At 63.7% G+C, this 18,808-nt stretch carries 15 protein-coding genes and 1 rRNA gene; 8 read left to right on the top strand and 8 right to left on the bottom strand.

Annotation, left to right across the window (positions count from 1 at the left end):
- From IC605_RS14535 to IC605_RS14550, 4 genes are all read left to right on the top strand, one after another.
- Nucleotides 1-116, top strand: a 16S ribosomal RNA gene (locus IC605_RS14535); the annotation flags it as partial.
- Between the two features lie 391 nt (nt 117-507).
- Entirely contained in the window at nt 508-1,290 is a 783-nt protein-coding gene (locus IC605_RS14540) for a hypothetical protein (RefSeq protein ID WP_216325611.1), read from the top strand.
- Between the two features lie 40 nt (nt 1,291-1,330).
- Nucleotides 1,331-1,585: a hypothetical protein gene (locus IC605_RS14545; protein ID WP_216325613.1), complete on the top strand. Its 255-nt coding sequence runs from the start codon at nt 1,331-1,333 to the stop codon at nt 1,583-1,585.
- A 2-nt stretch (nt 1,586-1,587) separates the two neighbouring features.
- On the top strand, nt 1,588-4,212 hold the full coding sequence (locus IC605_RS14550) for a DNA-primase RepB domain-containing protein (protein WP_216325616.1): 2,625 nt from the start codon (nt 1,588-1,590) through the stop codon (nt 4,210-4,212).
- A gap of 733 nt (nt 4,213-4,945) precedes the next feature.
- On the opposite strand, the gene IC605_RS14555 is transcribed toward IC605_RS14550, so the two are convergent.
- The 8 genes from IC605_RS14555 to IC605_RS14590 form a co-directional block, all read right to left on the bottom strand.
- Nucleotides 4,946-5,311, bottom strand: coding sequence for a hypothetical protein (locus IC605_RS14555; RefSeq protein WP_216325619.1), 366 nt, complete (start codon nt 5,309-5,311; stop codon nt 4,946-4,948).
- 155 nt (nt 5,312-5,466) lie between these two features.
- Nucleotides 5,467-6,324: a DUF6339 family protein gene (locus IC605_RS14560; protein WP_343216624.1), complete on the bottom strand. Its 858-nt coding sequence runs from the start codon at nt 6,322-6,324 to the stop codon at nt 5,467-5,469.
- Complete coding sequence (locus IC605_RS14565; protein ID WP_216325625.1) at nt 6,314-7,066, bottom strand: hypothetical protein; 753 nt, start codon at nt 7,064-7,066, stop codon at nt 6,314-6,316. Before IC605_RS14565 ends, IC605_RS14560 begins: the two co-directional genes overlap by 11 nt.
- A 152-nt stretch (nt 7,067-7,218) precedes the next feature.
- On the bottom strand, nt 7,219-9,114 hold the full coding sequence (locus IC605_RS14570; protein WP_216325628.1) for a hypothetical protein: 1,896 nt from the start codon (nt 9,112-9,114) through the stop codon (nt 7,219-7,221).
- On the bottom strand, nt 9,111-10,121 hold the full coding sequence (locus IC605_RS14575) for a PD-(D/E)XK motif protein (RefSeq protein ID WP_216325631.1): 1,011 nt from the start codon (nt 10,119-10,121) through the stop codon (nt 9,111-9,113). The genes IC605_RS14570 and IC605_RS14575 overlap by 4 nt, the downstream gene beginning before the upstream one ends.
- Nucleotides 10,118-12,727: a Z1 domain-containing protein gene (locus IC605_RS14580; protein WP_216325634.1), complete on the bottom strand. Its 2,610-nt coding sequence runs from the start codon at nt 12,725-12,727 to the stop codon at nt 10,118-10,120. Before IC605_RS14580 ends, IC605_RS14575 begins: the two co-directional genes overlap by 4 nt.
- Before the next feature lie 180 nt (nt 12,728-12,907).
- On the bottom strand, nt 12,908-13,369 hold the full coding sequence (locus tag IC605_RS14585) for a hypothetical protein (protein WP_216325637.1): 462 nt from the start codon (nt 13,367-13,369) through the stop codon (nt 12,908-12,910).
- Nucleotides 13,362-13,913 (bottom strand): very short patch repair endonuclease, encoded by a 552-nt coding sequence (locus IC605_RS14590; RefSeq protein WP_216325640.1) that lies wholly within the window; start codon nt 13,911-13,913, stop codon nt 13,362-13,364. The genes IC605_RS14585 and IC605_RS14590 overlap by 8 nt, the downstream gene beginning before the upstream one ends.
- Before the next feature lie 83 nt (nt 13,914-13,996).
- On the opposite strand from IC605_RS14590, the gene IC605_RS14595 reads away from it, so the two are divergent.
- From IC605_RS14595 to IC605_RS14610, 4 genes are all read left to right on the top strand, one after another.
- Nucleotides 13,997-15,130: a DNA cytosine methyltransferase gene (locus IC605_RS14595; RefSeq protein ID WP_216325643.1), complete on the top strand. Its 1,134-nt coding sequence runs from the start codon at nt 13,997-13,999 to the stop codon at nt 15,128-15,130.
- Between the two features lie 384 nt (nt 15,131-15,514).
- Nucleotides 15,515-16,585, top strand: a complete 1,071-nt coding sequence (locus tag IC605_RS14600; protein WP_216325646.1) for a DUF262 domain-containing protein — start codon at nt 15,515-15,517, stop codon at nt 16,583-16,585.
- A 37-nt stretch (nt 16,586-16,622) separates the two neighbouring features.
- Nucleotides 16,623-17,204, top strand: a complete 582-nt coding sequence (locus IC605_RS14605) for a hypothetical protein (RefSeq protein ID WP_216325649.1) — start codon at nt 16,623-16,625, stop codon at nt 17,202-17,204.
- A gap of 446 nt (nt 17,205-17,650) precedes the next feature.
- Entirely contained in the window at nt 17,651-18,766 is a 1,116-nt protein-coding gene (locus tag IC605_RS14610; protein ID WP_216325652.1) for a hypothetical protein, read from the top strand.
- Nucleotides 18,767-18,808 lie beyond the last annotated feature (42 nt).

The following is an 18,808-nucleotide window of genomic DNA, read 5'->3' on the forward strand; positions in this document are numbered from 1 at the left end:
AATGGCAGCTCAAACCACCGGGAGCTTCACGGCAGGTGTCTAGGCTGTGGTTGATGACTGGGGTGAAGTCGTAACAAGGTAACTGTACCGGAAGGTGCGGTTGGATCACCTCCTTTCTACAGGTCACGTCACGCACCAGCGATGCGAACACGCCCCGAGCCCTGAGCTCGGGGCGTTTCCTTTTGGGTCCGGGAGGGCTTTGGATAGAAAGTAAAAGAGGCCGTCAGCGCGAACTGGGCCTCCTTGGGTGGCGCACCCTGTAGGACTCGAACCTACGACCGACCGCTTAGAAGGGCCGGAGGTTACTCCTAAGTACTTCCATGTACTTACGCTCGGCATCGTCCAGGGCGACCCCCCGTGCCCGAGTGCTCCCGTATACGTCGGCCCGATTCCAAGTAGTTTCGACCGTCCACTACACCGTTACTACACTGAAGCTTCGCCCCGAATCGCCGCACCGTTCGAGGAACCACAGCAGAGGCGCATGCACGGGTGCACCATGTGTTCTTGATGAACGAAGAGATGTGGCGTAGGGTCAGGATGGGGAAGCACCCGGGAGTGGTCTCGAAGGAGGGCTACCGGATCGTCCTGCTGGCCGAGTTCCTGTATACCGTCCATTCGATCAGTGCGATTTGCCTCGATCGCCTCGAAGACGTCTACACGGTGGTCCAACGCGCCGAGTTGACTCGAGAAGTCGTCCGGGAAGCGGTGGACGTCCTGATCTTTCCCGACCAGAGCTTCGAGTTGCGCCACGAGCGGTACCAACCTTTCTGGGACGCTTTAGGGAAGTGGCAGGAGGCCGTCTGCGTTTATCATGTACGCGCAATCCAGATAGGCCTTTCCGTCGTCATGTCCAAGCACCTGGCTCCCCACAACAGGAAGGTTCCTCTGCGTGACCGTATGTTGGAACTCTTTTTGGAAGTCAAGGCTGATGGTTATTTGGTCGATGCTGAGGTTTTGGCAGAGGTCAAGCGGCCCGTTCTCGAACCGTATTTTCCGCTCGCTATGAGCGCCGAAGAGTATATAGAGGACTGCGAAGCAAGCTTGGCAAAATACGCACAGGATGTAATAAAATTTTATGCTGATAGAGATTACCTCGTGCCCGATGAAGTCGAGAAGGAAAAGAAGCATATGCGGTTCTTGGCCGAGTACTGCGTCAGTGGACTGTCTTATAGGAAATTAGCTGACAAGATGCAATGTGAAGGGATCGAAGGCGCTTCTCACAGCAATATAGCCGAGGCTGTGAAAAAGCTTACAAAGCGTATGGGTGTCCAATTCTTCAAGCGACGCTGACTTGTACAGATCGATACCGGACAGTTCGTAGTCTGACTGCATGAACGCGGAGTTGCTCAGCGCCACTACCGTTCGCGAACGGTACGGTGTCGGTCGGGAGGTGGCCCGGCAGATGTGCCGGGTCCTGCCGCACGTCAAAATCGGGAAGAAAGGGCGGGGCGAGCAGGTCCGCGTCCTGCGGCGCCATGTTGACGCGTTGCTTGGATACGTCGCCATGCATCGTCTCGACCTGGCCGCCGTTCTTGCGGGCTCTACATCAGGGGAACTCGACTCCATCGTCGAGGGGAAGGTCTGATCGTGCATCTCCCCGAGGACGCTCAACGTTTCCTATCGTACTTCCAGGGTCGGTACACTTTTCAAACCTTCGACGACCAAAAAAAGGATGTCCAGCTCGCCAGAATTATCCATTCGCCCGACTCCGTGGTCCTGAGCGAGTTGAACCGACGCGGCGCGGGGATCTTCCTGATGATCAACGAGGGAGACGGCCGTGGACGTAGCAACAGGAACGTCAGACGGGTCCGAGCGTTCTTCGCGGATTTCGACGGTGTGCCGCTTCCTGAAAAATGGCCACTCCTACCGTCGATAATCGTCGAGACGAGTCCGGGCAGATTTCATACCTATTGGCTTTTGGATGAGGACGCCATCTTCCCCGTAGAGAATGTTTTGTTCAACAAGCGGCAAGAAGCGATTGCCCGTGCTGTCGGGAGCGCTCCTGACGACTGTAAGGGCATCAGTCGAGTCATGCGTGTACCAGGATTCGAACATCAGAAGCACGACGCGTTCGTTTCCAGGCTCCTTCGACCTGCGGTGGATCAAAGTCCACGATTGTACGGTATCGAGGACATCGCCTCAGCGTTTCCCCTGGTGGAGGAGATTGATCCGCCGGTCGAACGTACCTCTTCTAAGCACGTCAGCCTCGGGGGCCAGAACGAGGCGCGGCATCGGTACGCCGTCGAGGCGCTCTCGTCGGAGCTGAAGGATGTGAGGGAAGTGGAGGTGGGGAATCGAAACAAGCGCCTGAACAAGGCTGCTTTCAGGACAGGCCGACTGATCGGCGGAGGCCATATGGACGAGGTGGCGGCACGCGAGGCGCTCATTGATGCCGGGCGTGCTTGCGGCCTTGATCACGGGGAAGTCCAGAGGACCGTCGAAGGTGGCATCGCTGCGGGAAAAACGCATCCTGACCTCCTCGAAAAGGTTGAGGGCGTACCGCGAAAAGGTCGTCGGAGCGATGAGGCGGACGCGAAGCCTTCGGCCAGCAGGCGCCTGTTGGGCTACGCCCTCGAAGACGAGGTCGAGTTTTGGCACGACGATGCAGGGAACGCGTATCTGACATTCCCTATCGAGAGTCACTGGGAACACGTGCGGCTGCCGTCGCGCGCCGCACGCGACTACGCTCAGAACCTGTTCTACCAGCGGGAGCGAAATGTCCTGCCTACTCAGGCGTTGAGCGAGGCGCTGAACCTGATGCAGGCACTCGCCCGCAGTGAGGGTCACGAGTACATGACGGCTATTCGTGCAGCGCACATGGGCGGGTGTAGCTACCTGGATTTGGGTACGTCCGACTGGCGCGCCGTCAGGATCACGGCGTCAGGGTGGACGATCGTCCCCCTGTCCGAGTGTCCGATCAGGTTCGTCCGCCCAGTAGGACTTCTGCCGCTGCCGTTGCCCGTCGAAGGGGGAAGCGTTCAGGAACTGGGCACGGTCCTGAACACCGGCCAGAGCGGCATCGTGCTTGTCACCGCGTGGCTGTTGAGTGCCCTGTCCGGGTTGAAACCCTTCCCATTGCTGTCCCTCAGCGGGGAGCAGGGTACTGGCAAAAGCACTGCCTCGACGATCCTGCGAAACTTGATTGACCCGCACAAGGCCGACCGCCGTCGGGCGCCCCGTGAGGAACGGGACCTGTACATCGCGGCTCACAACTCGTACGTCTTGGCGTTCGAAAACCTATCGAACATCAGCGATTGGTTGAGCGACGCGTTCTGTGTTCTGTCTACCGGCGGCGTGTACACGGCGCGTAAGTTGTACACCGATGACGAAGAGGTCCTCCTCGAGGCGGTGCGGCCCGTCATCGTCAACGGCATCCCCGATCTGTTGACTCGCCCTGACCTCGCCGACAGGGCGTTGAGTGTGATGCTGGAACGTATACCACCGGAGAGACGGCTGACGGAGCGTGAATTGTGGGACACCTTCTGGGCCATACAGCCGAGAGTCCTGGGCGCACTCTGTACAGTTCTCTCCCACGCGCTCGGGCACCTGGACGAGGTCAAGCTGGTCGGCACGCCGAGACTCGCGGATTTCGCCCGCCTGATCACTGCCGCCGAGCCGGCCCTGTCCTGGGAGGAGGGCACGTTCATGGCGGAGTACTCACGGATGCGGAACGACGCCGTGGTGAGCGTTCTGGAGGGAGACAGCGTAGCGGAGGCCGTCTGCGCACTGGTTGACGCCAAGGGAGAGTGGCGGGGGACCGTGAAGTCGCTGTTGGAAGTGCTGACGAGCATCGCGTTCGGCGATACCAGACCGCACAAGCTCTGGCCCACGTCGCCCAGACATCTCGGTAGCGCCCTGCGCAGGCTGGCACCGGCGCTCAGCGAGGTCGGGTACGAGGTGGAGTCCCTGGGTCGTGGGACCGGAGGGGCCATCCGGTACCGTCTGTTCTCGACGCAGACGTCCACGACCTTCGCTGTGTCGGAACAGGTCGCTGCCGTTCGGAGAAACGCTCCTGTCGTCCTCGTCGACGAACCTCCGACGGGAAGCCGCTATACGAACGTTGACGGTACCCCGGACATGGCCGATTCGGGAAACGTTCGAGTGCAGGACGCCACGCCGGATGCCCGCCGTGATGGTGGTGAACATGGTGAACAAGTAGTCCGCGGTTCTACCCGTACGGCGCTGTCGCTGTGGTCGGGAGAGGTGCTGTGACCCTCGCCGAACTCACACGTGAGCTACGCCGGCATGCCGTGCGGCTGTCCATGACGGTTGACGGACAGTTGAAGGTGGATGCTCCCACCAGACCACCCGACACCGTGATGGACGGCATTCGGACACACAGGGCAGCCCTGCTCCAAATGGTACGGGCTGACCCTGTCCTCCCCCTCCCCGAGTCGCTGCGTCGTCTGGTACAGGCGGCAGTGAGCCCCGGACTGAACTACCCGGCTGCCCTACCCCGTGGGCATGTGTCCAACCTGGGCGATTTCGTCCTGGCTTGCGCGGCTCTCTATGCAGCGGGAGTGGAGTCCGAAAGGCAACTCGAAGATCTTTGGGCCGCCCGGATGGCTTGGGCGACGTAAAGCCATCTGGAAGTGCCGCCTCGCCAAGCTTCGGCAGCACGCCGGGTGAGAACGGCCCTCCAGACCGGTCCCGTTCGTAGATCGGAGGGTCCCGGTCGCTTGACGGTTGCCTTCCGACCCGTCAGGGCCGGTGAGGGGCGCTTGCTCCTCCTGACCGGACGAAGGGACGTCAGGCCCTTCGTCTTCCGTACGCGCCGCCTCGTACGGAAATATGTGGGCAGCTTCGTCACTTCATCGCCCCCTTGCCGTTTCCGGCCTAGAACCTGCAGCCGACTTCGAGGGTAGAGGCGGTCAATGAACGCCGATTCATCAACCGACGACATCGGGACGGGTGCAGTGGACCCAAGGGTGGGAACGGCCGTTGATCACGGGAACGGGTTCGGGGACATGATGGGTACCTGCCCCTCCTGCACCATGACACCCCCACGACGGATCACTGATCCATCGTGCACCGAGACGGAATACAGCTCACTCTCACCTGGTTCCCCGGCGATGCCGACGTCGAAATTCCTGCTGTCCTCGGGGAGGCCCGCCTCTCCGTCGGTGACCGACAGGGAGTACTGCACCCGAGGAAATACACCTACCATCATGGCGAGTCCTCCACCCGTGCCCGTCGCCTCGAGTTCCACTCCCTGGACGAGGTCGTGCCATCCTGCCTCGCCGAGCGAACGGGCGACGGCGTCCAAGTTGGTACTGTCGAGCACGTATGCACGCTCCAGGATGAGGGTCACGAGCTGCTGGAGTGCATCTTTGCCGGGTGTGACCACACCTCATGTTACGTGATCGTGTGGTCGGTCCACGGGCTGTCCGACGAAGTTCCGGACGAGCACTACTTGTGTACATGGTCGCCCTTGATGCAGGTGCGGCTTGGCCGCCGGAGCGCTGGTCAAGGTTCGCCATGAGGCGACGAGCCTCGGCGACCTGAGGGCTGAGCGGCCCTTACGGCTTCGAGTGCATCCGCCCCGGCCGCCCGTGAGGTCTCGGCGAAGACTCCGGCGACGATGGTGCCGAGGAGATCGTCTTCGAGACTCTCGAAGGAGACGAAGGACAGTAGGCGCCGGAGTCGTTTGAGGGCGTCACGGAGCAGGAAACGGCGGTTGAGGTCGCCCTCGGCGTCCACGAGTCGCAAGAACACGGCGGCCGTCGTGCGGGCGAGAACGTGGTTGCCGCTGAGGGCGGGACGCTCCATGAACTGCACGAGCTCGTCCTCGCCGAGACGCTCGAGGAGGGCGTACGGCTGATCCTCTCCCGGCAGCGCGAAGACGTCGGCACGCCACCATAGGCGGGCGAGCGTGTTGCGGGACGCGAGACCTCCTCCGCCCAGGAAGCGCTCCGGGTCGGTGATGCCGTCGCGGCCGGGGAAGCGCCACCTCACGACGTCGGGGACGAGCACGCACGTCAGGAACGCCCACGGTCCGGGTTTGGAAGCCTCGGACGCGGTGATGCGCATATGGGTGTGGAGGAATGCGCCTGCCCTCGCGTCGAAGGCACGGCGGTCGTTCTCGTTCGGGAGGCGAGGGTAGCCGGACGCGACGGCCGTTTCGCGCAATACACTTTGCAGAGTCTCGAGGTGAGCGACGGGCGCGCGATGCCCGCCTGTGGGCGCGTACGTGGCGCGCGGATGGGACGTGCTCGACTTCGCGGCGGCGGCGGCGGGGGCCCATCCGCGGCCTTCCGTATAGATCCTTCGGGCGTCTGCCGGACGCAGGCTCGGGTAAAGCAGGACGGGCGGGTCAGACGCCACGGAACACCTTGAGGCGGGCTTGGAGTTCTACTTCGAATTCACCGGGCGATTCGTACAGCAACGCCTGCAGCGCGCTCGGCTCGTCAAGCGGGAACAGGACGCGTGAGCGTCTTCGGATGAAGGCGCCCACACTCCCCTCCTCGTACGTATCCGGCGCTCGTACGAACTCGTCGTCGCTCAGCGCGGCCGAGAGCAGTTGGCGATGCACGTCGAAGGATGCCGCGCTCCAGATCGCACGAGCAGCCGAATCCGGCTCACCTACACCGTCGACAGCATGCCTCACGGAAGGGTGACTGGCGTTCACGAGGAGGCACAGACCGCCCATGGCGGGAGCGTGCAGGTCCTCGGACTGCCAGTCGAGGTACCATGCGGCGTTCTCGGGAAGGCGCATGACGCTCGCGAAGTCCACCACGTCCACGGGGAAGCGCGGTGCGCCGCCTTCCAAGGTGAGCAGGTGTTCGTCGGCCCACAGAACGCTGCCGGGCAGACGCGGGCTGAACGGTCCGGGGTCGCGGCCAGGATGAAGCAGTACCACCTGGGTGACGAGCCGCACGTTGAGGGCGAGAATCGCACCGGGCAGACTCACCCCGACGCGCACATGCGGGGCGTGAAGGCCCAGGATCAGGTCCGTCGCGTCCCCCCGCCCGCGTAGCCCTGTCCCGGCGGAGCGCCACACGACGACGACCCGTAGGGCCGCGTCGTCGCCCAATGTGCAGTCCCGCAGTACGCCTTCGAGATCCACGCGGACCTCCCGGTGCGCGACTACCCGTACCATGGGGTCCCAGTGGGGCAGCAGATCGCCCAGCGGCTCGCCGGGGGTGAGGCCGGTCTGCCAAGCTCGGGCGGAGACGCGTGTCTGACGAGGCCGAAGGTAAGGCCAGATCCGCACGGCGCTCACGGACCGGCCTCCGCCTGCACCTCGAACCGAACCTCGAGCACGGCGTCGTGCGCCGCGCTCACCTCCACCTGCCAGTCGCCGGGCAGGTCGGCCGGCACCCACTGCCCTCCTCCCGTCTTGAAGGTCTCGCCCCACGGAGTGATCCAGGCGGTGACCACGGCTGGAGATTGACCCGCAGGGGGCTCCTCCTCGGCAGCGTTGCCGTCAACCACGACACGCGGGTGAGCACGGACGAAGGTGCCCACGGCACGCTCGGGGTGCTTCACGGTGAAGGTCAGGAGATGCCGGGGCGTGCCGTCCTCCAGGATGAAGCGAACGTCGGGTCGTACCTCGACCACGGCACGCCGTCCCGCGCGTGGGGAGACACGCGTGGGACGTGACGTGGCGGTCACGGCGGGGTCATGGGGGAGGACCGATGCGCCCACGCCTTCTTCGCCGGGGAGCAGCACTCCGAGGAATTCGGCGAAGCCGGCGACGACGCTCGGGGTGTGCGTACCGGCTTCGATGCGTGGGACGGCCGTGAACTCAAGGAGGATCTCCTTGAGTCGGCGCAGACCGACCCGAACGCAGGACTTCTCGTGCGCGTCCTGTAGGAACTCGAAGCGCCAGTCGTCGTGAGTGGGAGTCTCCGACCGGGCGTACACCGCGTCAAGCGCGGGGTCGGCGAGGAAGACGCCCGCGTACTCGAAGCCGGGGGCGGGCAGTGCGGGTCCTTGCAGATACTTCACGACGAGTTTCGGGCCACGTAGCAGTGCCACGTGGCGACACGCGCCCGCCACAGGCCACTCCGCCTCAACTGCCCCTTCGAGCGGAGGCGCTACGGATGTCGCCGAGGGGAACTTGATCAGGGAAGTGCGGCCGAGTTCACGAACAGGGCGCTGCATCCGAACGGCCTTGACCTCGTGGAAGGGCGGCGTGCGCGCGCCCTTCTTCGGAGCGAGAGCCTCGAAGGCGGCCACGAAACGATCCAGCGGTGGTGTGACGCGAGGGTCGGGCAGGGGGACACGTCCGCCCTGCCAACGGAAGTCGAAGCGCATTGCAGGTGCGGGCGCTTCGGACGACACGGCCAACGTCTTCGGCCAGCAGTACCACATGGTGGTGCGGGCCATGAACGCGAGGGCGTCCTCACCGCTTCGTCCACCGAAGTCGGGGTCCAGCACCAGCACGGCCGTTCCACGGTCCCCGACAGCTTCGGCAAGACCGAGTACACGCGCGAGCGTCTCGGCGTCCGTACCGAGGACCGGGTCCACCACACCGTCGTGTGCACGGCGACCCCACCAATGTCGACCCGTGTACAGCCCATGGTCGGGCAGGGATGCCCCTATCGCGTACTGCCCGCCAAGTGCGGCAGCCATGAATCTGCTCTCGTTGATGCCGTTGACCTTGCAGCGGCTGAACACGCAGATGGTCCGGACGCGGCTCGCACGGTACAGCACGGACTTGCCGTAGCCGAACGTACCTCCGCCGACCGGCTCGTCCGCGCCACGACCGACATTACGCAGAAAGCTTACGAAGCGGCGGCGCTCCCCGGGCGCGCCCGCGGCATCTGCACGGGTGGGACCTTCGAGACCGGTGGTGCCGGAGTCGGCGATGAGAAGCCCGGTCAGTTCGTGCCCATGATGGAAGATGTCCAATGGGAGCCCTTGTGGGACATCGGGGAACACATGGTCGCGCAGCACCTGCAACTGCTGTGGCGTGAATATCCATCCCGACACGGTGAAGTTGACGGGGCCGTCCGGATGCGCACGCGCGTCCCAACTGTTCTGCACGGCCTCCCGCGAGAGTACGGTCAACAGATCGTGACTGGGTCGACCGAGTGGATTGAGGGCGCCCTCCGAGACGAGGTTGCCCGTCGCCGAGAACCGCTCGGACTGTCGATCCAAGGCGTTCAAACGTCGCCTCCGCGCGCGAGCCGCTGAACGACGCCGCGTGCGACATCCTCGGAGGCCGGCACGGGAGGTTCGTGAGTCAGGTCTATACGGTACGAGACGGACACGACGCCTCCGGGAGGTCGGCCAGTGACGAAGCTCTCGGGGACGAGACGAGGAAAATCGCCGATTACGCTGTAGCAGCGTGTTTCGCGGACGCGGAACCGTTTGCCGCGGTGCTGCTCCAGCTCTGTGGGCGGAGCGCCCACCGCGGCAAGCAGTGCGGTCAGGACGCTCGCGTCTGCACCGAGCGTCACGACCTCCTCAACGAGGTCCGCCAGCGTCTCTCCATCCTCGGCGACCTCGAGTCGGACGGTGACGAGATACAACTGTCCGCCGTTCGGCGGCTGCAACTGCTCGAAGCCGTGCACCTCCACCTGTAGGCTCGTGGCGGAGAGGGTACTCTTGACCTCGGCGGCGACCAGGCCGCGCCGGAAGTCGTGCCGAGCCATTAAAGGCCCATGCCACGCGTCAAGCGCGCTCGAGTCGTGCCGCACGAGTTCGCGCAGGTACCACAGCTCGCCGTAGAGTCCGACGACCTGCGCGTCGGTCAGCCCCCGCTCGGTGGGCCGATCCAACAACTCGCGCCAGCGCCGCAGTACTCCGGCACACGCGAGGTCGGGTTGATCCACACCCTCTTCCAGGGCCTGCAGCATTTCGGCGGTCAGGAGGGCGAACACGTCGTCGAGGTGACGCCGCACACACCGTACCCGTACGAAGGGCCGTTCGGTACCGTCCTCGACGAGGACGACTCGTTCGATCGTCACGGCGGCGCTGCGGCGGTCCTCGACGACGCGTTGGTGCCTCGTGAGTCGTACGAGCAGCATGCGGTTGCCGGCCTCGTCAAGCGCGAGGGCGGCGGGTCCTGCACGTGTGCGCACGTCCTCCTGCCAGGTGCGGACGCGCCCGGCCTCCACGGGCTGGCTGGCGAGCACGCGGAACGCGTGCAGGACCGCCGGAAGATGTCTCACGGGACGGTCTCTTCCTCGTACTCCAGTTCCTCGAGGGAGGGTGGAACGCGGGACAGGTCTACGGACACGTATCCCACGACGCCGTCTCGGACGTCATCCGACTCGAAGTCGGGGAAGAGGATCGACACGCCTGCCATGTCCGCCACCGCGGCGAGGTCCGTACGAGGCTTGTGGTTGCGTCCCTCCCGCTTCCTCGGCTCGTACCTGGAATCCTTGTCGATGACGTACAGCATCAGTACGCCATGGTCCACGTAGGGGGACGCCTCGCGAAGTGCCAGAACGTCGTTGAGGGTCGCCACGCGTGCTTCGGGCGATACCTCCAAGTCCGCGATGCGGTCAAGATTGTTGACCAGGAAGCCGATGTTCGCGGTATCCGGTCCGGTGGACCGTTCGTAGCGGGAGCGATTGACCAGTGCGACGTCCATGCCGGGCACGAAGTCCTTGAGGATCTTGCCGTCACCACGGCTTGTCACTCCGGCGACGACGACATTCCACCGGAACAAGCGACCTCGGCGGTTCTGGTCCCGGATGTAGTCCTTGATCGGGCCGGGCAGCATGTCCGTCTCGTCCGGGTGGAAGCGGAACTCCTCCAAAAATGTCATGATCTGTTCCACACCGACGTCCAGAAGCACGTGCCGCATGCCGTTCTCCTGGGCTTTGTGGGCTACGCTTTCGCCCTCCAGCCGGCGCAGCAGTGCCGTGGCCGCCTCGAGGTTGTGTCGCAACCACGCCTCGTCCCGGTGGTAATACTTCAACATCTGCGGTGATTTGGCGCGATACGAGAGGTCGCGGTCAATCACGGACTGCATCTTGGCTCGGGCCGTGATGTTCAGTACGGGATGCAGCCGCACCCGTACTGCGAACTGCAGGGGAGTCACGTCCTCCTGCTCGTAACGCTCCACGTCGAGGCGGATCTCCCGTTCGACGGTCGCCAGATCGAAGTAGAAGTCCTGAAGTTCGCCGGTCATCCAGACGCGCGGCAGATCCTCGTAACCGGGACGGAAGCCGAACCAACGTCCCATCTGCAGGAGAGTGTCGTAGGCGCTGGAGGTCCGCACGAAGTAGCTGACGACGAGTCCCTCGAGTGTCAAACCACGCGAGAGGATGTTCCCTCCCACGACGATCTGCGTGGTCCCCTCCTCCTCGTACGTCAGGCGCTGCAAGCTGCGGGAGTTCTCGACGACGACCCGCGTGTCGGCGACCACCTCGGCCAAGTGGGGCCACAACGTCTCGAAGGGAACGGGGTCGCATCCTTCGACCCGCACTCTGTGCGACTCCTTCTCCCATTGGGCCGCGAGCTTCTCGGAGAGGGCCGCGTCGCCGCGAGTGAGGGCCGCGTACCTCTCGCGGCGACGCTCGTCAATGAGCGGTGCGAACCGATCGTGTACGGCCGCGGACAACGTGGTGTGGACGAGCATGCTGGAGTGTTCGCCGCGCTGGCCCCGTGCGCCACGCGCAGCCGTAGCCATCCAGAAGTAGTCCAGCGCGTCCTCGAGACTGGGGGTCAGGTACGGCTGGAACGTTACGGCGTCGCGCGAATTGACTGGCCTGAGCAGCGGTACCTCCTCGTCGGGTACGTCCCGCAGCATGTCGAGGCCTTCGAAGGTCGCCTCGTCGTCGCTGTCGAAGCTCTCTCGACCGAAGATACGCTCCGGGCCGAAGTAGCGGTCGGGTTGAGGCAGGTCGACGATGAAGTCCCGTGGGTACAAGTCCTCCGGCACCGTGGGGTCCACGAACAGGTTCGCGAAGGGAGTGGCCGTATAGCCCACGTACGCCACCTTGGGAAGCGCGCCGAGAATCGCAAGCAGCTGCCGGTTGACGGCGGTTCGGGTGTCTCCTCGTGAAGTGTTGATGCTGGCCTGATCCGCCTCGTCGTCAATGACGAGCACCGGGCAGGTGGCGAGTACGGGGCCTGCTCCGAGAAGCCATTCGTGCAGTTTCCGCAACGGTGCGGCGTTCTTCTTGACTACACACAGGATTTTCTGATCGTGTCGGCCGGTGAGGAATGCCGCCGCCTTCGAGGCGGGCGTTTCAAAGTCCGAGTCGGATGTCGTGAGCAGATGCCAGGAGTCCGGGTTCTCGTCGGCGAGTTCGGCCGCGAGCCGCCTCTGCGTCTGTCGGCGCAGTGCGTTGTGCATGCCGGAAAGGACGATGAAGAGGCGATAGCCGGCGTCGGCGGCCTTAGCGATCACCGCGGAGTAGTTCGCCGTCTTACCGCTTTGCACGTACCCCAACACGAGGCCTCGGACGTCGAACGTGTCCGTCTGTGGGGCTTCGAGCAACGCCACCACCTTGGTGGATGCCGCGTCCAGAGACGCGAGGGAGTCGGGCCGCCAGCCACGTGCTTCCAGTCGACGCCGCAGGGCGGGCCAGTATCGGTCGTCCTCGGTCGCACCGTGGTACCAGCCCGCACGGGTCTTGTCGCCGTACATCGTGCGGGGCACGTCGAGGGTCTTCAAACGCAAGGCACGCCTCTCGAACTCCTCCCGTGCTGCTCGGACCTGGTCCTCCGGCGCGATTTTCGCGAGATGACGACAGGCCTCGTCAAGCGTTCGACCGCCACGGACGAGCCCTCCCAACGTAGCGACGATCCATTCCATGTCCATGTGCGGCGTTGTCCTTTCGGGGATATGAGAAGACTGAGCGGTACGTACCGCCCAGATTACAAGACCGCGTCTTTCCCGGGTGCCGAATTGTCGTCCCGATCAGTGGTGTGGGGCCGGCTACCGATCGCGTGGTACGTTCACGCTCGCTCTTGAGCAGTCACTGGTCGGGCCCCCACCTGATCACTCGCCGTCGGATGCTCCGCGCGAATAGAACTGCAGAGCTCTCCGGAACGGCTCGAGGTTCTCTTGCCGCAGAAGCTCGGGAGCGTCTCGCCACAGCATTCGCTCGGCGACCTCGAACGCCCAGCCCGAGACATCGGTCTCGTCCTGCGCAGCGTGAAGGTCCTCGAGGTCGTACGAGGTCAGTCCAGGGTCATCCACACCGTAACGGCCGCTCAATGCGACTGTCAGAGCCAGGGTCTCGCTCGGGCCCCGGGCTTCCTCGAACAGTTCCTCGTAGAGAACGTTCGCCAGGATCGCTCGGGCCAGGTTGAGGGCCGCCTCGTCCGGTGTCGGGAGTGGCGCGTCGGACCCGACACCGATCACCTCGCGGAAGTAGGTGGGGCGTGTCGCGTAGTTCGCCACGACCGAGTCCATTGTCGACAGACACTCCCTCACCAGGCACTCCACGTCCTCATTCATCCACTGAATCTACCCGAGGAGCGTGGGGGTGAGCCGGGCCTTCGACGGCGGTGCGCCTTCTCGATCGCTTCCGCGGCCCATCAAGCCGTGGCTCCGAGTGCGTTCCCCCTGAAGGACGTGCCCGATCGCAGGTGACCCGGCTGCCTCCCAACGCGGCCTCGATCTGCTCCAGGACATCGTCGAGGCGCTTCTTCACGTCCTTTTCCCATACCCTGATCACATGCCAGCCGGCGGCCTCCAGTTCTGCCCGCTGTCGGGCGTCCCTGGCTATGTTCCGTTCGATCTTCTCACGCCAGAAGGGCTGCAGCTTGCCAGACCACGTCTCGAAATCCCTCCCGTGCCAGAAGTCTCCGTCAACGAACACCGCTACCTTCCTCTTCGGGAAAGCCACGTCGGGTGTCCCCGGTAATCCCGCGAGATGTTTGCGGAAGCGCCAGCCTCGACGGTGCAGGGCGGAACGCAAGGTGAGTTCCGGTGCCGTGTCCTTTCTGCGGACGCGACGCATGAGCGCGCTCCGGCGGTCCTTCGAGAGCTTGTCGGCCACATGGTCAGGCTATAGTGGTGAGGCGTGGGAAGGTGTGTTCCTCATGACCCGTTCACGACGTTGTAGCATCCCTGATAGGAACGATGGCCTCTGTTGACCCTTCCCCAACCCAACTACCCGATCGAGCTGTGGTCGCGGTGGATCTATTCTGTGGCATCGGTGGACTGACCCATGGACTCCTGAAGGCCGGCGTGAAGGTCGTCGCGGGGTACGACCTGGACGCTTCTTGCCGGTACGCTTACGAGGCGAACAACGAAGGTGCAGTCTTCCACCACGCGGATGTCACGACGCTCACGGCCGCCGATCTTCGGAAACACTATCCGGAAGGCGCAGTTCGAGTTCTCGTAGGGTGTGCACCGTGTCAACCGTTTTCCAGCCTGAAGAGGACCTCACGCGCGGAAGACGTCCAATCCGGTGCGAGTCCGAGAACGGATCTCGACGATCCGGCTTGGGCTCCTCTTCGCCACTTCGGTCAACTCATCGAGGATCTGTCGCCGGACGTGGTCAGTATGGAGAACGTCACCCGGCTCGCCAACAGGAAAAAGTATCCCGTGTACGACGAGTTCATCGGGCGACTCGAGCGGGCAGGCTACCTCGTCACGGAGTACCGACCGTACGGACCTGACTTCGGCATCCCACAACGTCGGCGTCGTCTCGTGGTCTTCGCGTCGAAACATGGCTCGGTCAATCTCGTACGACCAGGCAAGAAGCCCGCTCCGGAGGACGTCTCCGTCGCGAGGAGCCTGTCTGTCCTACCGAAGCTGGAACACGGCCAGAGCGACCCGAACGACCGCGTCCACGTGGTACGGCGCCTTACCGAGACGAACCTCAAGCGTGTCGAGGCGTCCAGGCCTGGGGGAACCTGGGAGGACTGGCCCGAGGCCCTTCGCCTCGAGTGCCACAAGAAGGCGACCGGCACGTCGTTCGCTTCCGTCTACGGTCGCATGGACCCCGAGGCTCCGGCACCGACGATCACCACTCAGTTCTTCAACGTGGGTACGGGACGCTTCGTCCACCCGGAGCAGAACCGTGGGTTGAGCTTGCGCGAAGGGGCTATCCTGCAGACGTTTCCTCGGGAATACGCCTTCGTGGAGGACGGAAAGCCTCTGAGTATCCAGGGGCTCGGTAGACACATCGGGAACGCGGTGCCGCCCGTGTTGGGTCGGGTCATCGGCCGCTCCATCCTCAACCACGTCACTCAGATGCCTCTTTTCTGAGCCATGTCGACGCCGTCGCGGGGCGGCCCGGACGATGACTTCTTCCTCGTCTCCTTGACGAGCGCCTCCACACTTCATCCCAGTGTCGCGCTCGGTCGACCAACCGCGCCGACGCTCCGACTGCCATCCACGGTGCAGCGGGCCTGACAACACCTCGTCGGCCGGTGGAGGGATAGCAGTGCGTGCCCGGCCTGTGCTGTACGACGACGGGTCCCGTCAAGGAGTCGATGGAGCGCCCCACGCCTCGCCTGGGGCCGGCAGTTCCGGATCGCCCGAGTGGACCGTTCCCTACGGGCTTCACGCCGAAGACGGGGGTGGCGAGCGGTATTTGCGTGTCCGGCCCACGTCCTCGACGGATACAGTGTCGTCGAGGAGGCGTCCGTTTTGAGAATCACCCGTTCCGTCTTCAGGCTTTACGACTTCCTGTCCTGGCAACGCTCTGGGGAGCTAGATACCAGTCCGAAATTCCAACGCCGTTCCGTCTGGTCGGCAAGCGCGAAATCCTTCCTGGTCGACACCGTCATCCGCGACATGCCCGTACCCATCATCATTCTGCGCAATGTCCTGAACGACACCACGTACCACGAGACCCGGGAGGTCGTGGACGGTCAACAGCGCCTACGTACGCTCCTGGGATTCGTGGACTCGAGTGTCCTTCCGGATTTCGATGAGGCTAGGGAAGCTTTCACCGTACGTCGGACTCATAACGCTGACTTGGCCGGACTGTCTTTCGCCCAGTTCCCGCCCGAGCTCAAGACGAAGGTGCTGAACTACGAGTTCAGCGTGCACACGCTGCCCTCGGATACCACTGACAAGGAGGTGCTTCAGATCTTCGCACGACTCAATTCCAGTGGAGTCAAACTTAATGAACAAGAAATTCGTAACGCCGAGTTCACAGGGGTCCTGAAGACGCTCGTATACGACGTGGCTCTAGACCACTTGGAACGTTGGAGACGCTGGAAGGTGTTCTCCGAGGTAGAGATCGCGCGGATGGACGAAGTAGAAGCGACAAGCGACATCGTTCTCATGATGCAACAGGGGTTAAAGGCAAAGACTCAAGGACAGCTTACCCGCTTCTACGCCCAGCACGAAGAAGAGTTCGACGGCGCCTCGGAAGTTCCCAAGCGCTTCGACTCGGTGATGGAGGCCATCGATTCCACTATAGGAGGATGGATCGCAGGGAGCCAATTGGCGCGCAAGACCGTTTTCCCACTCGTCTTCGCCGTGTACTACGACCTGATGTTCGGCCTGGGGACTCCCCTCGAAACAGTCACTCCACGGCCTCTTGGCGCTGGGCTCTCGGACGCGTTGCGTGCTGCTGCCCTAGCGATGAAAGACCGTTCGAACCTACCGGAGGCCGTATCGGACGCCCTGCGCGGGTCAACGAACAACGTAGAAAGTCGGCGTGCAGTCTTCGACTTCCTCAAAGGCGGCTATGACAGGACCGGCGCCTAGTCCATCCCTCCCCGTCAGCAGGACATTGTTCTCCCAGTTGGAGACACGGCTCAACTCCCTCGAAGCGACCCGCGCACAACTCGAGGCGCTGTTCAGAGGCGGCAGTCTCGCCCAAGATGCCTTGGACAACGCCTACGTCGGCCTTTACGTAACTATGTGCGTTGAGTTCGAAGGCTTTCTCGAGAACCTCTTCCTGTCCTTGCTCCTTGACGGCGCAGGCGTGGTCCAGACGGGTGTCGCACCGACGGTGGTCGTCGGGTCGCAGGAAGTGGTCAAGGCGATGGTCATAGGTCCAGGTAAGGACTACGCGGATTGGTTGCCTTATGATCGAACAGAACAGAAGGCGAATATTTTCTTTCAATCCGGCAAGCCGTTCACTAATGTGAGCGGTGATCAAAAGGGGTACGTAAAGGAGATTATGTACCTTAGGAACGCCTTGGCACACAGCAGCGAGTATAGTCGACGGGTATTTCTTGACAAGGTCATTCAGCAGCGCCCACTGTCCAACGCGGAGCGCACACCGATCGGCTTTTTGCGTGTCCGCATCTCGAACGGTCGCACCATTTATCAAGAACATCGACTCAGGTTGCTCAACATCGCAAACACGCTCACGACTTGACAAGTCGCTATTTGATTGAACTGCGGTAAAAATTACCTGCCCGCCACTTCTCTCGAGATGCCGACCCAAGTTAGGTCGACACTCACACTCCTGGCGTCTGAGGTAGGTCGCCGCCCCTACTCAGACGCCTCAACGACCCGAAGGGCCTCGTCCGGGCGAGAGTGCCACGTTTCGTCGGCAACCATCTACTGCCCAGGGGGTACTGCCCAGGGGGACAGGGGGTTCGTCCTCTGCTGCCGTAGGTGCGGTACTGCCCGGGGGTAGACGAGCGGTAGCGAATACACCGGCGTGGCGGCTCTGAGAGAAAGGATCGCAGAGGCGCGATGAGTCGTGGCCCATCATCCGGGGCTTCCCCCGGCCACCAAAAGCCTTCACCCGGCAGGAGCCGGGTGGGGGAGGAGTGTCGTTCCGGAACGGCGAATTCTCCTCCCGAGGTGTCTCCCCGCATGCTCATCACCCACAACCTCCGCGTCCTCCACGAGGCCAACCCCACCCTCGCCAGGCTCATCGCCGACCGTCACCTCCTCCCCTGCCCCGGCGAGGTCGTCCACGCCTCGCCAGGCGTCGTCTACCGCTCAGCCCCCGCCCTCCTCGACCGCGGCACCGTGTCGGCCCTGAGCGACATCGAGATGCAGCTCGGCCCCGGTATCTTCCCTGCCCACGTGCACGCTCTTCCGCCCGAGGAATATGCGGGCCTCCTGCTCGGCTCACCGGGGTTTCGGCAGCATGACGACGTGCGCTGCCTGATCGAGCCGCTGACCCAGGCCCTCTCCCTCGACGAGCGTCAGGAGTGGCGACAGGCCCTGGTGGCGGCCCTCCTGCGGGAGGCCCGGTCGGACAGCACCCCGCTGCTGCTGCCTCACCCCCCCGCGAGACCCGCCACCTGGCTGCCCGAGGGCACCCGCCTGGTTCATGGGCGAGCCGGGTGGTTTCTCTGCTTGGCCTTCGAGCTCCCCGACCAGCGTCCCGGGATGACCGTCAACCGCAGCGCGGTGGGCATCGACGTGGGCCTGCGGACCCTGGCGGTGGCGTCGTACAAGAGCGGCTTGATCCACAGGGCCAGGGGCATCGCGGACGTCCCGCTTGACACCGCCACCCTCGCGCACCTGCTGCCCGGACGTCCTGACCTGTGGTTCCGGGCGCAGCTCATGGGAGTGGCCGTTCAGCACGCCGCCGCACGCGCCGAACTGGCCCAGTTCACGACCCTCCTGTTAGCCGCGGCGAGCACGGTGGGCTACGAACAGCTCACCTACAAGGACACGGACGAGCGGTTCAAACGGCGGTCGCGGCAGTTGGGTCTGCGGGATTACCTGGCCGTCTGGCTGCCCAGCCGGTTGCGGCAGCAGGGCCTGATCGGTCAGGCAGTCGCGCCGCACCTGTCGAGTGTGATTTGCAACCGCACGTACCACGGCGGCACCCGGGACCAGGACCACCTGCACGTCTCCAGCGGGGACCACCACACGGTGGTGGACGCCGACGAGAACGCCGCCAGCAACATCCGGGACTTGGCCCTCGCGCACCTGATTCAGGCCAAGAGTCGCGGCCTCACCCGGGCCTCGTGAACGGCTGTTGCAGGAGCCGCGCACCACCAACGGCGGACTCTC

The sequence above is a fragment of the Deinococcus aestuarii genome (assembly GCF_018863415.1).
Taxonomy (GTDB): Bacteria; Deinococcota; Deinococci; order Deinococcales; family Deinococcaceae; genus Deinococcus; species Deinococcus aestuarii.

What these genes read in the sequence shown, in the direction of transcription:
- IC605_RS14540 (WP_216325611.1), top strand. Translation starts at nt 508, where the DNA reads ATGAACGAAGAGATGTGGCGTAGGGTCAGGATGGGGAAGCACCCGGGA.
- IC605_RS14545 (WP_216325613.1), top strand. Translation starts at nt 1,331, where the DNA reads ATGAACGCGGAGTTGCTCAGCGCCACTACCGTTCGCGAACGGTACGGT.
- IC605_RS14580 (WP_216325634.1), bottom strand. Translation starts at nt 12,727, where the DNA reads ATGGACATGGAATGGATCGTCGCTACGTTGGGAGGGCTCGTCCGTGGC.
- IC605_RS14585 (WP_216325637.1), bottom strand. Translation starts at nt 13,369, where the DNA reads ATGAATGAGGACGTGGAGTGCCTGGTGAGGGAGTGTCTGTCGACAATG.
- IC605_RS14595 (WP_216325643.1), top strand. Translation starts at nt 13,997, where the DNA reads ATGGCCTCTGTTGACCCTTCCCCAACCCAACTACCCGATCGAGCTGTG.
- IC605_RS14610 (WP_216325652.1), top strand. Translation starts at nt 17,651, where the DNA reads ATGCTCATCACCCACAACCTCCGCGTCCTCCACGAGGCCAACCCCACC.